At 36.3% G+C, this 15,218-nt stretch carries 17 protein-coding genes; 10 read left to right on the top strand and 7 right to left on the bottom strand.

What is annotated here, in order from left to right; translation table 11 throughout:
* Positions 1-111: 111 nt before the first annotated feature.
* Both A3EM_RS45745 and A3EM_RS0111260 read left to right on the top strand, forming a co-directional pair.
* On the top strand, positions 112-759 hold the full coding sequence (locus tag A3EM_RS45745) for a biliverdin-producing heme oxygenase (RefSeq protein WP_020528316.1): 648 nt from the start codon (positions 112-114) through the stop codon (positions 757-759).
* A gap of 224 nt (positions 760-983) precedes the next feature.
* Entirely contained in the window at positions 984-1,265 is a 282-nt protein-coding gene (locus A3EM_RS0111260; RefSeq protein WP_020528315.1) for a DUF4235 domain-containing protein, read from the top strand.
* Between the two features lie 280 nt (positions 1,266-1,545).
* Here the strand turns inward: A3EM_RS0111260 and A3EM_RS0111255 are convergent, their stop codons facing one another.
* The 3 genes from A3EM_RS0111255 to A3EM_RS0111245 form a co-directional block, all read right to left on the bottom strand.
* Entirely contained in the window at positions 1,546-2,571 is a 1,026-nt protein-coding gene (locus A3EM_RS0111255) for an MlaD family protein (RefSeq protein WP_020528314.1), read from the bottom strand.
* Positions 2,572-2,658: 87 nt separating this feature from the next.
* Positions 2,659-3,438, bottom strand: coding sequence for an ABC transporter ATP-binding protein (locus A3EM_RS0111250; protein ID WP_245576496.1), 780 nt, complete (start codon positions 3,436-3,438; stop codon positions 2,659-2,661).
* Between the two features lie 33 nt (positions 3,439-3,471).
* Positions 3,472-4,308 (bottom strand): MlaE family ABC transporter permease, encoded by an 837-nt coding sequence (locus A3EM_RS0111245; protein WP_020528312.1) that lies wholly within the window; start codon positions 4,306-4,308, stop codon positions 3,472-3,474.
* A gap of 246 nt (positions 4,309-4,554) precedes the next feature.
* On the opposite strand from A3EM_RS0111245, the gene A3EM_RS42130 reads away from it, so the two are divergent.
* Complete coding sequence (locus tag A3EM_RS42130; RefSeq protein WP_020528311.1) at positions 4,555-5,451, top strand: DUF6503 family protein; 897 nt, start codon at positions 4,555-4,557, stop codon at positions 5,449-5,451.
* 98 nt (positions 5,452-5,549) lie between these two features.
* Here A3EM_RS42130 and A3EM_RS0111235 read toward each other — a convergent pair whose 3' ends face one another.
* From A3EM_RS0111235 to A3EM_RS42125, 3 genes are all read right to left on the bottom strand, one after another.
* Positions 5,550-6,182, bottom strand: coding sequence for a porin family protein (locus A3EM_RS0111235; protein WP_020528310.1), 633 nt, complete (start codon positions 6,180-6,182; stop codon positions 5,550-5,552).
* A gap of 526 nt (positions 6,183-6,708) precedes the next feature.
* Positions 6,709-7,380 (bottom strand): YiaD family glycine zipper/OmpA-like lipoprotein, encoded by a 672-nt coding sequence (locus A3EM_RS0111220; RefSeq protein WP_026210236.1) that lies wholly within the window; start codon positions 7,378-7,380, stop codon positions 6,709-6,711.
* 98 nt (positions 7,381-7,478) lie between these two features.
* Complete coding sequence (locus A3EM_RS42125) at positions 7,479-8,591, bottom strand: App1 family protein phosphatidate phosphatase (protein ID WP_169513348.1); 1,113 nt, start codon at positions 8,589-8,591, stop codon at positions 7,479-7,481.
* Positions 8,592-9,252: 661 nt separating this feature from the next.
* Between A3EM_RS42125 and A3EM_RS42120 the strand changes: the two genes are divergently transcribed.
* The 7 genes from A3EM_RS42120 to A3EM_RS0111175 all read left to right on the top strand — a co-directional run bounded on the left by A3EM_RS42120 (position 9,253) and on the right by A3EM_RS0111175 (position 14,252).
* On the top strand, positions 9,253-9,669 hold the full coding sequence (locus tag A3EM_RS42120) for a response regulator (protein ID WP_020528305.1): 417 nt from the start codon (positions 9,253-9,255) through the stop codon (positions 9,667-9,669).
* 232 nt (positions 9,670-9,901) lie between these two features.
* Positions 9,902-10,093 carry a CsbD family protein gene (locus A3EM_RS0111200; protein WP_020528304.1) on the top strand — a complete coding sequence of 64 codons (192 nt, stop codon included), beginning with the start codon at positions 9,902-9,904 and terminating at the stop codon, positions 10,091-10,093.
* A 190-nt stretch (positions 10,094-10,283) separates the two neighbouring features.
* On the top strand, positions 10,284-11,195 hold the full coding sequence (locus A3EM_RS0111195; RefSeq protein ID WP_020528303.1) for an STAS domain-containing protein: 912 nt from the start codon (positions 10,284-10,286) through the stop codon (positions 11,193-11,195).
* Positions 11,137-11,541: an STAS domain-containing protein gene (locus A3EM_RS0111190; protein ID WP_026210235.1), complete on the top strand. Its 405-nt coding sequence runs from the start codon at positions 11,137-11,139 to the stop codon at positions 11,539-11,541. Before A3EM_RS0111195 ends, A3EM_RS0111190 begins: the two co-directional genes overlap by 59 nt.
* A complete protein-coding gene (locus A3EM_RS0111185; protein WP_020528301.1) occupies positions 11,507-11,914 on the top strand; it encodes an anti-sigma regulatory factor in 408 nt (135 codons plus the stop codon). Before A3EM_RS0111190 ends, A3EM_RS0111185 begins: the two co-directional genes overlap by 35 nt.
* Positions 11,902-12,912: a SpoIIE family protein phosphatase gene (locus A3EM_RS0111180; RefSeq protein WP_020528300.1), complete on the top strand. Its 1,011-nt coding sequence runs from the start codon at positions 11,902-11,904 to the stop codon at positions 12,910-12,912. Before A3EM_RS0111185 ends, A3EM_RS0111180 begins: the two co-directional genes overlap by 13 nt.
* A gap of 74 nt (positions 12,913-12,986) precedes the next feature.
* Complete coding sequence (locus A3EM_RS0111175; RefSeq protein ID WP_020528299.1) at positions 12,987-14,252, top strand: sensor histidine kinase; 1,266 nt, start codon at positions 12,987-12,989, stop codon at positions 14,250-14,252.
* Between the two features lie 46 nt (positions 14,253-14,298).
* On the opposite strand, the gene A3EM_RS0111170 is transcribed toward A3EM_RS0111175, so the two are convergent.
* Positions 14,299-15,120, bottom strand: a complete 822-nt coding sequence (locus tag A3EM_RS0111170; RefSeq protein ID WP_020528298.1) for a formate/nitrite transporter family protein — start codon at positions 15,118-15,120, stop codon at positions 14,299-14,301.
* Between the last annotated feature and the right edge of the window lie 98 nt (positions 15,121-15,218).

Genomic DNA, 15,218 nt, shown 5'->3' with positions numbered 1-15,218 from the left:
GTTATACTCCAAGATTCAAAGAGATGTTTAGATTCAGCAGTTATGAATGAAAATTCTTTCAATTAAATTATTTTTTTAACTCGATCAGCCCAGATTTATAACCCACACAAAATGATACTAGGAAAACTAAGACAAGCGACCTCCGACCAGCATAAGGCTTTAGAAAAGCTACTATACCAGGAGAAAATTTTAAATTATTCATTATCCGTAGCTGAGTTTAAAGAACTTCTGTTGATCAATCTGTTGGCACATGCACACCTGGAAGAGGCCCTCGAAAAGGGACTTTCCCAAAATGAAAAGAATGTGTTGGATTTAGGGAAAAGGAAAAAAACAGAGTGGTTACTGAAAGACCTGCTTCAACAAGGAATTGACGGAGAAAAGTTTTTAAATGAGACTCAACCTACAAGCCAACTAATAGTTGGGAATCTGCAAGAAGCATTGGGGGTACTTTATGTAAGCGAAGGAGCTACACTGGGAGGTAAATTTATTTTAAGGAAAATGGTCCTGAACCCCACCTTAAAGTTTATATCAGATTTTACATTTTTCAGAGGGTATGAAGGAGATACAGGGGAGTATTGGAGAGAAATTCAGGAATTGTTAAACCAGGAGGAAAAGGAAGATGCTGATTACAGTATCATAATTGATAAAGCTGTAGAGACTTTTGGTTTTTTTATTTCCATTGTGGAAGACCTTCAAAAAAAGAGAACCGCCATGAAAATGATGTCTAAATGTGCTGAAAAAGAGCTGGGAAACCGGTAATTCAATAATGCTCTACTTTTAGGGACAGCTACTGATAGTTTCCCTAATTCCACAATATTGGGTAAAATATCCTACAGCTATAATAGGATTATTACAATTTACCTATATCATAAGTATTTGATTTTAAGCATCTTATAATTTAAGTACTTATGATTTCTTTCTTTGGTACAAATTCTTCTATAATGTTATTATATCAGAATTTTTTAACCAAAAAATAAATAGACATGGCCATAACATCACAAAATAATATTTGGAAGGGGCTATCAACTGTGGCTTCCCTGGCCACTGCTGTAGTCATGAAAAAGGGACTAAGTAAAAGCTTTAAGAAAGTGAAGGAAAAAGAGCCCCCCAAAAAATCTCAATCTATTCAATCTACAGGAAATTTTAAGAAACTACTGGGTTGGACAATTCTTTCAGGAGTGGTAATCAGTTTAGGTAAACTGGCAACCGAACAAGGTCTCGTAACGGTTTGGAAGAAAGTAACTAAACAGGATCCCCCTGCTTAAAAATATTCAAAATAAATCTAATAGGTGATTTTAGTTCCAAAATAATAAAGGGATGAAGATGGTTCTTCATCCTTTTTTTTATGAAAAAACAGAGTGAATAAAAATGATAGGGCATTATCAATAAAAAATCCACTGGCAAAAATTTACCAGTGGATTCTTGTGTGTAGTAGGTTATTGTTTAGAGCGTGTTTAAAATTTAGGTTTTCAAGCTTGGTTTCATAAATGGGCATTTGCAGCAAAACAGTTAAAATTTAAACATGCTCTTAGGATGTATTGGTAATTAATCATTAAATGATATATCGTTTGAGCCTTCCGAAAGTGCTTTTTTCTCCGCTTTTCTGGCTTCTTTTTCCTGTTTTTTAAAATATCTCCTGAAAAGAAAGTTTTCCCGCATGGCTTCCAGGTTTACATTGAGCTTTGCAGATCCTTCTTCCAGGTTTTCCATAGTGTTTTCCAAAGTCTTTGCAAATTCTTCATCTTCAGTGAGCAGGGCAATTGTATTATCTTCCTGATTAAGTTTTTGAGAAGTTTGAACCAGTTCTTCTATTATTTGGCCTGCATCCTGACTGACCTGATTAAAATTATTTACCGTTTGGTGGAGATTATAATAGATTGAAGTATCTGCCATCAGCATTTGAAGAGGATTATTTTTATCATTCAGTTTGGCACTGAACTTAGCCAGATCTCCCGTAACCATTAGCGTAGCAGCAGTTGTTTTTTCAAGGTTCTGCAGGATATTTTCAAATCTGCGTGAAGCGGTTTCATCGGAAATCAGGTTTCCCACGATACCTTCTTCTGAAACAATTCTTTCTGTGATTACTTTGAGGTCTCTGGTTACATCAGCCAGGTTATCATTATTTTCAGATAAAGTAGTGATGATTTCATCCGTGTCGAAAGGCACCTCAGAAGCAATTTCATCTCCTTCTTCCACTGCAGCTGAATTGCCACTTCCAGGTGTAATGGAAACAATTTTATTTCCTGCCAATACTCCATCAGAACTGATAACTGCTTTCGAATCCTTTTTAATTAAGGGTTTGATATTTTCGTCCAGTAACATGGTGATATCCAGTGAATTTCTGCCTCCGAACTCGATTGCTTTTACCACTCCTATTTTCACCCCCAGGAACCAGACATTATCTCCCTCTTTTAGTCCTTCCACATTTTTTACAGTAGTTTTCAGGGGAAATTTAGACACAAACATTTTGGATTGCGTACCCAGAATTAGCATAGCAGTTACAAGCAGTGCCACACCCAGCGTGACAAATACGCCTAATTTTATAGTTCTTGATTTATTTTGCTTTTTCATTGTTCTAATTTTTATGAGATTAATATTTTGAGGATACCTGTATGGGGCTTTTTCCCTTCAATTTCCTGATTTTTGATGCTGTACTAATTAATAATCGAAAAATGCTTTGAGGGCCGGATGATCTGTTTTGGAAATTTCTTCAAATGTTCCTGCTTCTAAAACTTTTCCTTCAGCCAAGGCCATTATACGGTCTCCTGTGGTTCTGGCACAACTGATATCGTGGGTAATCACGATTGCAGCAGTGTGGTATTTTTCTTTAACTTCCACAATCAGTTCGTTAATTTCCTTTGCCGTCACGGGATCCAGTCCGCTGGTAGGCTCATCGTAAAGCATTATTTCCGGTTTCAGAATCAGGGTTCTGGCAATACCAATTCTTTTTCGCATACCTCCAGAGAGTTCAGATGGCATCAGGTCTTTTGTATGAGAAAGTCCAACACTTTCCAGGGCTTCATCTACTGCTTTATCCAATTCCTTTTCAGTCATTTCCCTGAAGTTTCTCTTTAAAGGAAATTCGAGATTTTCCCTCACTGTCATAGAATCGTACAAGGCACTATTTTGAAAATTAAACCCAATTTTAAGCCTTAGTGCATCCAGGGCTACAGGATCAAGTTCCAACACATTTTCTCCCAACACGTTCACACTACCCCGGTCGGGATAGAGTAATCCAACAAGGCATTTTATCAATACGGATTTCCCGGTACCTGACTTTCCCAATACGACCAGGTTTTCACCTTTTTTCAGATGAAAACTCACACCTTGCAGTACCTTTTTTTCTCCGAATGATTTATAAATGTTTTGCACCGTGACAATCTCCTTTTGAGTGGTACTTGTCAATGGTTTGCTTTTCATTTCTAATTGATCTTCCATAATTTTTTATTTGGTTATTGAGTCTCCCATTTTTTACCTGAAAAATGTAATGACCTGAAGTGCAAGTAAATCGATAATGAATATGAGGAACATGGAAGTGACTACAGCTCCATTTGCTGCCTTTCCTACACCTACGGTTCCTTTGCTGGCGTAGTAACCTTTGTAGCAGGCTACTGCCCCTATGGCAAATCCAAAAAATACTGATTTTGAGATGGACCCAATGATATCCAGAAAGCTTATGGCTTCGAAAACCTTTGTAAAAAACAGGTTAAAACTGGTTTGATCTAAAATATTTACTGAAAGAAAAGAGCTCATCAACGATAAGGTATCCGCAAAAATGGTGAGAATGGGAATCATTATGGTAGCGGCCAAAATCCTGGTTACAATTAGATATTTAAAAGGCTTGGTTGCGGAAACTTCCATGGCATCGATCTGTTCTGTAACCCGCATGGAGCTCAATTCGGCTGCTATATTTGAAGCCACTTTTCCAGAACATATCAAGGCAGTAATCAGTGGGCCCAATGACCTTACCACTGCTATGGAAACAAAGGAAGGCAACCAGGATTGGGCTCCAAAGGCCACCAGAGAAGGGCGGGATTGCTGGCTAAATACCACACCTGCAATGGCTGCAGTAATTCCTATTAATAAAAGTGACTGATATCCTATTTTATAGCATTGATCGAGAAATGCTGTGGTTTCAAAAGGTGGATTGAATAAGTTTTTGAAAAACCTTCCAATAAATCTGGCAATTTTCGCCATGGTTTCAAAAAAAGGATGAAACCTTTCGGGAATCCATAACCTTTCTTCTTCTTCCTGTTGCCGTATTGTATTTCTAATCGAACTGGTAGTACCTGTTAATTCTTTTTCCATTGAACTGATGTTTTTACCAGCTTAATGAAAAAATAATGATATTTTATATAAGTAATTGATTTTCAGATTAATATAAAAAATTTTGCGTGAAATTCGGGGATGAAAATACCCATGGTTTTCAGGAGTTTGGGTAATTTATTCTACAGAGGTAAAATATAGAATTGAACTTTTTTTTCATAATCCGGTTCCTGCAATCTGAAATCAATATCAACTAAAACAAAGAGAAATTTAATTCTTTAAAAAAACATGGTAAACCATTGCAAATTAATAATTATTTTTTCCACTTTTTTGTGGAGCTGTAATACAAATGTTCAGCATGAAAAAAACTCGGAAGGAAAGGAATCAAATAAAGTAAAACCCGAAAAGGACTGGGTGACCACAAGAGTACTTGCGGCCCAGGAAAGATTAAACAAATCACCTGAAGGCAAACTGGTTTGGGAATCTATAGAAGCACATGGAGGATTGGAGAAATGGTATAACAACGGACCTGTTTTTTTCCGGTTCAATTACCGGCCATTGGATACTGCCAAAACCGTAAGGGATACTTACCAGACGATAGACACCTGGTCTGCAAGAAGCAGGCATTATTTGCCAGATAACCCAGAGGTTTCCTTTGGTTGGGATGGGGAAAAAGCCTGGCAGGTTTCAGTTGAAAATGACCTGAAAATTAATCCCAGATTTTGGTCGCTTACCCCATATTATTTTGTGAGTATGCCTTTTGTATTTAGCGATGAGGGGGTAAAATTATCTTTATTTGAAGAGGGGAAGGAATTTGAAAATAAAATTTATGATCTGGTGAAGGTTACCTACCAGGAAAATGTGGGGGATGCACCTGAAGATTATTATATTATTTATATTAATCGGGAAACTCATCTGATAGATGTTATTAGGTATATTGTTTCTTATCCGGGATTTTTCCCTGAAGGTGGTCATACCCCTGAAAAACTAATGACATATGAAAACAGGCAGTTGGTCAATGGAATTTCCTTTGCCGGCCTGCACAGGACTTTTATGTATAGAGAGGATACTGTACAGGAATATGTTACTAAAACAGTAGTGACAGATGTGGTATTTAAACCGGAATTAGAATCATCTTTCTTTAATGTGCCGGATGGGGCTCAGGTAATTGAAGAAATGAATTAGTGATGAAACCTTCATTTGAAATAAGGAAAAAAAGCACACCTAAACAGGTGTGCTTTTTTCTTTTGTTAGCATTAGGTTATAATTGAAACTTTGAAGTTTTATTTTAATCCTATAATGGTGTAAACCTGTAATAAAGAATTTCTCGAATTCCCTACAAATTGATTGGAAACACCAGAATTGGCCACATCTCTCAATCCTCTGTTGTATCTGATTCCCAATTCTACTCTTCCTAAATCTACACCCCCACCAAATGAAGCACCATAGTCGAATTCATTAAAATCTTCTTTATTCAGGTCGGTGGCTCCGCTTCCAAAATCACCATCAGATTTTACTTTGGCATCTAAAAGATAAGAACCATAAATACCTGCATGAAGATTAAAAACTTCTGCGATATCAAATACCAAAAGCACGGGTACATCTATATAGTTCAGGTTCAATTTGTTTGTTCCCTCAAATGTGGCAATATCATATTCGGCTTCCACTCCCTTATTGGAATAGACAATCTCTGGCTGGATATTCACTACATCTGTGATCGGGAATTTGGCAGCAATACCCGCATGAAACCCCAATCTGGAACTCTCATTTTTTACATTTTCCACCTGTAAGGAAGAATAATTCAGACCGCCTTTTAATCCAACTGAAGGTCCCTGGGCAAATGCAGTGACAGTTGCGAATAAGGATCCGATTAATAATGACAGACCTACGATTAATTTTGTTTTAGCTGATTTCATAACAATTTAGTTTTAAGGTTATAATTTGATTTTGATATTCTCCCTCACAATTGTAGCAGGGTCAATTCTCTATTTGTAATAATTATTCCATTTTGCATGGCAAATTGCCATAACAACATAAAGTATTAATAATCAAATAGATATAAAATTTTTGTTTTAAATTGGCTAAATCTAGTTTGGGGAAAATGTGGAATTTTTTCTATGATATTGGGGAATTGGACCACCAGCCGAATTCACAAAATTTTACCCTAATAAGTAATAATTCAAAATTAACCAGATATTATTTTGCCATAAAAGTCTGATTGAGAGATTACTATTTCTAGGGTATAATAGTATCCGGTTTGGAGTACCTGGTGTGGAGCACAGATGCTTAAAATTGCCAAAACGCTGTCCCAATAAAAATCCTGAAAATTTGGAAATTAATGGCTGGGAGAGGAATTATTTTTCCTGTAAAACAGCAAAACCTGTTCATTGTAATGAACAGGTTTTGCAAAAATGTGAGGTTATTGGTTTAGGTTAAAAGGGATTAAATTTCACCTTGTTCTGCTTTTCTTTTCAACTCTTCATTGGCATAAATTGCAAATTCTACTCTTCTGTTTTCCGCTCTACCAGCTTCTGTTTCATTGGAAGCCACCGGGTCTTCCTCACCAAAACCAATAGAGATTAACCTGTTTCTTTCCAATCCTAAAGCTGTTGCATAATCCACTACGGATTTAGCCCTTTTTTCAGAAAGTTTTTGGTTATACTTATCACTACCTTTGCTATCAGTATGACCAATTACCCGAATATCTGTATCGGGATATTCTTTAAAAGTTTCTACCATTTTTTCGATACTGCTTTGTGCGGCTGGTTGTAATTTACTGGAATTGAAATCGAAAAGTACACCCGATTCAAAGGTTACTTTTAATCCTTCTCCTATTCTTTCCACCTCTGCTTTCTCGCCCAATTCCTCTTCCAGATCTTTTTTCTGCATATCCATGTATTTACCAATAGCGGCACCAGTAACTCCGCCAATAGCAGCACCTAAAATAGCACCTTTGGCTGTGTTGTCATTTTTATTTCCCAGGATTCCGCCAATGGCAGCACCTGTACCTGCTCCCACAGCTCCGCCTTTAGCGGTATTACTCCAGTTAGCACAACTTGTGCTGATCATAATTCCTAATGAGACTAGCGCAATAGATTTTAATATACGTTTCATTTTTTTCGTTATTTGGTTGAACAATTTTTGATTTTTAGTTACCTGTGGTTGTTACAGGCTAAATATATTTAGGTTGAACTTATTTGATTTCAATTGCTTCAGTTTTGGGAAAATGGGTATTCGCCAAACAGTTGTTGCATGTCTGAAGGTGTCTGCCGGTCTTTCTCTTTTTCAAGATAGATGGCCGGAAGGGCGTTGGCATGGATCCAGCCCTTTTCATAAGCGTGTTTTGCAGCTTCATCCGAATCGGAAACTAAAATCATTTCCACACCTTTTGCAGCAATCGTTTCTTTGATGTTGTTTATCATCACACTATTTTTCCCTTTATTTACTTCTCTCAGGTAAATACCCAGGATTTGTTCTGGATATTCCATGGCTACACTACCATAAATTTCAGCATCCTTTTGGCCGGTATCGCCTATCAGGATAAACTTTAGCTCCGGATATAATTCCAGCAACCGTACGATTTTATCAAATTTATGGTTGTGGTTTCCCCTTCCCGATTTCCATATTTTCAGTGGATTCTTAGGTATATTCCGCAACATAAAAGGACCTTTCGGAATGTTGTGGAAATGGCAAAAATCAACAAGCAGATCATACAAATTCCATTCACTGCTGGATACATAAAAAATAGGGTTCTTTTGCCTTCCGTCTTTTCCTCTTCTCAATGCCCGGTAAAATGCGGCTACTCCCTTAAAGGGCACTCTTGTATGCGCATTTTTAAACAGAAGCAGCCTTATTTTTTTTAGAAATTTTGTAGAATAAGAAATTAAAAAAGTATCATCTACATCGGAAATAACACCATATTGCAGCTTGTTATTTACCACTAAATATTCTCCTTTTACCATAGAGTCGGGAGTTTGTTCATCTACCGTATCCAAAAGCTTTAGCTCTATTTCTCCCCAGTTTGGTCCGTTTTCCCCAAATGCGCTTTCATTCTTGAAATTCACTTCAAAAAAACCATTTTGATCTGAGCATACCACTTTTTTCTTATTGCCATGCCTGGCTTCTACTGGTAATCCTGGTAAGCCATCACTCAAATATCTTTTGATCATGGCCTTAAAATTTTTCCATTTGGAGTTTTCTTCCTGTGGGCTGGAAAGGCCACTGTTTTCTAACACCCTGCCTTTAAGGTTAATCGAAGTATCGCTTCCAATTCCCCTGTAAGGTTGGATCACTGGTTTTTCCCTCCAGCCTAAAACCTTTTTCAATTTTAGTTTAAATAATTTGAAAGGATATTTGTATAACTTGCTCATGGGTTTCTTTTCTTATTTGATAATTGTAATTGAAAAGAAAATGCCTGATTGACAGATGAATTTACTTTTTAGGTAAGTAGCTGAAAATTAGAAGTTTAAAAAAAAGTGAGATTTTCATGATTGATGGACCTGTACTGCTAATTCCACAATAATAGTTGATTTATCTCCACACATTCAAGGGAAAATAGCTTCTTAAACGAACTAATTTGATGAATAGGAGATTTTTAAATTAGATTGTATTCAAATTTTTATTTTATTAATTATTTGATAAAACCAAAAGTTTTAATTTTTTATATTAATTTTTATAATGATACAGAATATTATTTTATATAAATCTGAAAAATAGTTTATTGCATTTATTTGTGGAGATGAGGTGGATTTTTAAAATAGGTAACAACGCATTTTTTTTGCGGTAGAATTTATTACTGATATTTGACCTTTCTAAGGGAACAATATTCTATAATGCTAATCTTTGGTGCTTCCTTTTCAAATAAACTAAATAGAATAAATTTCAAATTTCAGCATTTGGAGCATATAAGGTTAAATTAGTTTTGATTATTTCACTTTTATTCAAATGAAATGGAAATGCTGTTTCCATTCTTTTAATTATCGATTTATGACTACTTCCAAAAATATGGAGCATAATAACTTCAAAGAAATACAGCCAGCGACTGATGTAAAGAAAGTCCTGATAGTGGAGGATGAATTAGATCTTTCCCAATTACTTAAAAACGTACTCAAAAAATTTGGCTATGAGACCACTTTAGCGCATACTATAAAGGAGGGTATGACTGAATTGAGTGAAAATACCCCAGCACTTCTTATCTCGGATGTGAACTTGCCAGATGGCTCCGGGTTTAGTATTCTGGATCACGCAAAGGAGACTTTTCCCGAATTATCAGTAATCATTATTTCGGGAAACCTGGACAGGGGGATCAGACAAAGGGCTTTAGATAATGGAGCGAGCGAATTTCTGGAAAAACCATTCAACCTACTTACTTTTATAAAAGCGGTAGAAAATCTTAGTAATTAGTCGGTCTTAGGTTATTTGTAAAGATATCACCTCAAATGCTGTAGAAAATAATCCTCAAATTTCCATTTCCAGAAAGTTTCCCTTCCCCTTTCGAATTAATATAACCCCTTGTTAATTAGCTAGTTATCGCCTAAATTTCAATTTATTAATTCCTGATTATTTTTTGGTATCATATTGATTCCTTAGTTATAGTAATTAAATTAATGTTTCACTATAACCAAAAAAACACAAAATGGACAAATTAGAAATTAAAGGAAACTGGAACGTAATTAAAGGAAAATTAAAACAAGAATATGGTAACCTGACCGATGATGATTTAACTTATGTGGAAGGCCAGGAAGAAGAACTTCTGGGAAAAATACAGAAGAAAGTGGGTGAGGAAAAAGAAACCATAAAAAGGAAAATCCACCAATACCAAAACTAACACTTCAAAAAATTGTTATTTATACCATTACAGAAAATCCTGTAATGGTATTTTTATATTAGAAAAATGGTTATTAGTTTTCGATTCAGGATGGCCATTTTTTTAACTTTATTCAAATCAAATATCCCGAAGTTAATTATTACTTTCCGGCAAACTATTTTAAACGATAAGAAACAAATATATCAAACACATGAAAAACGAAACTGTAGAATTAATTACCGAAAAAAAGGAGGAAATTCTAAACCATTGGGTAGAAGCGCAACTCAATGGCAATGTGCACAGAGAAGATTTGGCGGATAAGGAAGACTTATTAAGGGAATCTAATTTGTTTTTGGAGGAATTTATAAATGTACTGTCTCCTGGAAATTTTGATGTGACTTCCAAAGAATTTATCCCATTAAGGAAAATGATTGTGGAAATCACCCAAAAAAGAACACTTTTGGGCTATACAGCTAAGGAATCTGCCTTGTTTATTTTCAGCCTGAAAAATAGTTTGATGTTTTTCTTGAAAAGTATTTATGACAAAAAGCCCACCTTACTGCTTACTGAGCTTAAAACACTGAATGAGCTTATTGATGAACTGGGAACAATTACTTTTGATACTTTTATTGCCGATAGGGAAGAAATTATAAGGAGACAAAGAAAAGAGCTGCTGGAAGCCTCCACACCAATTATTAAATTGTGGGACGGAATTCTGGGTGTGCCAATTATTGGTACAGTGGATAGTCAGCGGTCTCAGCAGATTATGGATAAGTTATTAAATGCCATCAATGATACAGGTTATTCAATCGCCATAATAGATATTTCCGGTGTATCTACACTTGATACACTAACCGCCCAACATATACTAAAAACCTCTGCAGCTGCCCGACTCATGGGAGCTACCTGCATCATCAGCGGAATAAGTCCCGCCATTGCCCAAACCATAATAAGTCTTGATATTGATCTCGGAGTTACTAAAACAAAAGGGACCATGTCGGAAGCTATACAAATGGCATTGCAAATAATTAATAAGAAAAAGGAACATAAATTAGAATTGAAATATGGACAGGATTCCAATACTGAAGCTGGGAAATCTATTGTTAATCACCATTCAAAGTGAAATTTATGATAGTCTTGGAATAAAACTTTTAAACGACATTGCTGAAACCCTGGAGAAACATAATTCAAAAGGGATATTACTGGATATTTCTTCTGTTCCCATTATCGATTCATTTATGGGCAGAATAATCAATAATATCGCTTCCATATCAGGGTTGATGGACGCCCAAACAGTGGTGGTAGGCATGCAACCTGCAGTGGCTATTACCCTGGTAGAATTAGGACTGGAAATGCCCAATATTCTTACTGCTATAAATGTAGAACATGGGATAGAATTGTTAAATGAAAAAATTACTAAATTGAACCGTATTGATGAAACTGATCAAGGAGAAAAAGATACGGATTAAAAATGAAAACGATTTTTTAAATGGTAGAGGACTAGTAAAAGAACTTGCAGAGGAAATTGAATTATCAGATTTGGTTAAAACCAAAATAACTACTGCATCGAGTGAGATATTGCGAAACATGTTGATCCATGGTAAAGGGGGGGTAATCATTATCAGAATAATTGAAAAAGATAACAAAATTGGGCTCGAAGTCATTTGTAAGGATAAAGGGGTGGGAATTCCGGATAAAGAATTGGCGCTTCAAAAGGGTTTTTCTACCAACAAATCATTAGGTTTGGGACTTCCAGGAGCGAAAAATCTGGTAGATGAATTTCAATTAAAATCTGAATTAAATAAAGGAACTGTGGTTAAATTGATGGTATGGAAGCAATAAATGTTATTGATAAAAATATAGGAGCATTAATTACAGACAAATCTAAAATAGGAGATTTCAGGCGTTTTTTTGAGCTCTACATGAGGAGCTATCATTTCCCTGAAAATTTTATTTCTGATGTCTCCATTATCATTTCTGAATTGGGCACCAATTTAATAAAGTACGCCAAAGGAAACCGGTGGATTTTATGTAGAATCATTAAGGAAGACAAAGGGGTGGAGGTAATTAGTTGTGACAATGGGCCACACATCAAATTTATGAAGAAAGCCATTGAGGATGGATTTTCCTCAAGTGGAAGCCTGGGTCATGGCCTGGGAAGTATTAACAGGCTCTCGGATCAGTTCCTGTATTATAACTCACCTGTGTTTGGAAATTCATTGATTTCCAGGAAATTTATTGAAGAAGATTCCAGGAAAAAATCAGCCCTGAACTATGACTGGATATGTGTCCCCATGCAGGGGGAGGATTTCTGCGGAGATGCTGTGGCTATAGAAGAATTAAAAGATGAAACGAAAATCTTATTACTTGATGGATTAGGTCATGGCCCCGAAGCTTCCCTGGCTTCCAGAAATGCGGTAAAGATTTTTAAGGAAAATGCTCAGGAAAATCTGGTGGAGCTCCTGCAACTGATGGATAAGGGTATAAAAGGCTCCAGGGGTTGTGTTTTGGGAATGGCTCGCTTTCTGAAAAAGGAGAATAAGCTCCAGTATATTGGAATTGGCAATATTTCCGCATTTATAAAAAAGACTTCTGGAAGGAAAGTTTTTATATCCTATCCCGGCATTGTAGGAAATCAGGTGAAAAAATATAAGATGCTGGAGGAGGAATTCAATAAGGGAGACACATTGCTAATGCATTCCGATGGGATAAGAGATTGTGGCTTACTCAATTTGGAGCCGCTACGGAATCAAATACCAATTATTATGGCCTCGGCAATTTTTTCCAAACAGGCGAGAATTAATGATGATTCATCCATATTGGTATTTAAAAATCAATAAGCTGAAATTATTCATCTCAAAATAAGACAAGCTGTAGCCATATTTATAAAATTAATAGCCAAGCTACTAAAAAGATGAAATTAAAAATAACAGAGATCGGAATCAGGTATCAGGAAGACGTAATCTTCACCCTGAAATCTATTAGGGAATTTGCCAAATCTGCTGGTCTTAGTCAATATAACATCACCAAATTTGTAACTGCGATTTCGGAAGTCTGCAGAAATGTACTTTTGCACCAAAACGGAGGAATTCTGGAGCTTAATATTATCACCGCAAAAAAGAAACAGTACTTAGAAGCGATCATCAGGGATTTTGGCCGTGATGAATTTGATTTTTCCGAAGTATTGGAAAATGTGGCCGGCCCGGATGGCAAAGATGGACTAGGCCTGGAAGGAAGCCAAAAGCTGGTGGAATATGTGGATATAGAAAAATCTGACGAGGGCACTGTGATAACTCTACGAAAAATTCTTCCTGAAGGCGGGCAGGTTGTGGACAGCCATACAATTTCCAGTTGGGAAAAACATATCGAAAAAGAAATCAACTTCTCTCCCCTTCAGGATTTAAAGAGGAAAAATCAAAAACTCCAGGAAGCTTATGAAACAATAAAAAATAATGAAAAATCATTGGCAGCGGCAAATGCCAAGCTTCAAGCCATGGTCATTCAGATGGAAGAAAAAAATGAAGAACTCAGAAATTTTGCCCATGTAGTGTCCCATGATTTAAAATCGCCTCTGAATGTAGTTTTTACAGCAGGCGAAATGATTAACTCTTTTTATAAGGATGATCTTACCGAAGAAACTGCAGAGATGTTTGATATGATTTTGCGGGCAGGGAAAAATATGAAAAAACTGATTAACGATTACCTGGACTATGCCACTTCTTCTGCGCATGAAGATGTGCAGGAGGAAATCGATTTGAATGAATTGACAAAAGAGGTGATTGAGCTGATCTCCAGCCCAAAGAAAGTTGAATTTAAAGTGGAGGATTTACCCTCCGTAAGTTATGATAAAGTGGCTATGCAACAAGTATTGACCAATTTAATTACCAATGGTATTAAATATTGTGATAAGGAACTTGTGAAAATTAACATATCCGCAGAGGAGAATGCAAAAGGGGTAATTGTTAAAATAGCCGATAATGGGCCTGGAATTGACAAACAATATCATGAAGATATTTTTAACCTGTACCGGACAGTAGGTAAAAAACTGAACTCAGTGGAAAAAGGCACAGGCCTGGGTTTACCTCTGGTGAAGAAAATTGCCCAAAGAAACCGGGGAAAAGTCTGGCTCGAATCCGAAATAGGTAAAGGAAGTACCTTCTTCTTCCTGGTTTGGAAATGAAGCTGATTCCCCTTTATCAAGGGGAAATCAGGACTCTGCAAATATCTTATTTTTCAGCTGCATTAATGTGAGAATACTTGATGGTGGAAACAAAAACTACTCCCCCAATGGCATTCCCGAGGGTAGCACAAACCTGAAACACCATATAGTCCGACAATGTGATTGCCTTACTGGAGATTAATCCTGCAAATACTTCTATAGATCCTACAATAGAGTGATGGAGTCCGCCAAGTCCTATAACGGTTGTAACAATGATTACAACAACTATTCGGCTGATGGTATCCTGAGAAGAAGCAATTAACCAGCTCAATAAACCCATGAGCCAACCGGCTAAAATCCCGCTTGCGATAATGATCCACCAGTTGTGTGCAACCATTTTTTTAGCAAGGTATTCAAAAGCTTTCAGATCAATTGATCCCATTTCAGGTCCCACAGCAGTTACAATTAAACCAAAGAAATAGCCTCCAATAAGATTACCGGCATAAATTAACCCCCATAATTTTGCCAGTGCTTTTAAAGTAACGCCATTGTTAAAAACTGGTAGTATGGCTAGTGTGGTGTGTTCCGTGAAAAGCTCAGATTTCCCAATTATTACAAAAATAAATCCTATTGGGTAGGCGAAAGCCAGGAAAAAATGCAGGGTATGTTCAGTAAAACTATCCTGAAAGAGTGTATAAATCACACCCATCAAAAACACACTGAATCCTACTTCCAATCCTGCACCAAAGGCAGAAAGCAAAAGTGCAAAATTAGATCTCTGATGACTTTTTATGGCAATATTTATTTGTTCCTCCAGCACCTCTTTTACAGACTTGGGGGATTGGAGTTTTTGGATGACCTCCTGAAAATTTCTTATGGGATTTTCCATTAAATTTAATTTTTTGTCGGATTAGTATAAAAGCCTCCAAACAGGTAAATGAAGACTTCTTTGCTCTAACTTCATTCAGCTAAAAATATACCTTTTGT

The sequence above is a fragment of the Flexithrix dorotheae DSM 6795 genome, assembly GCF_000379765.1.
In the GTDB taxonomy this organism is placed as follows: domain Bacteria; phylum Bacteroidota; class Bacteroidia; order Cytophagales; family Flammeovirgaceae; genus Flexithrix; species Flexithrix dorotheae.
The sequence above is the reverse complement of the archived record's forward strand: the minus strand, read 5'-3'. Positions and strand labels throughout refer to the sequence as shown.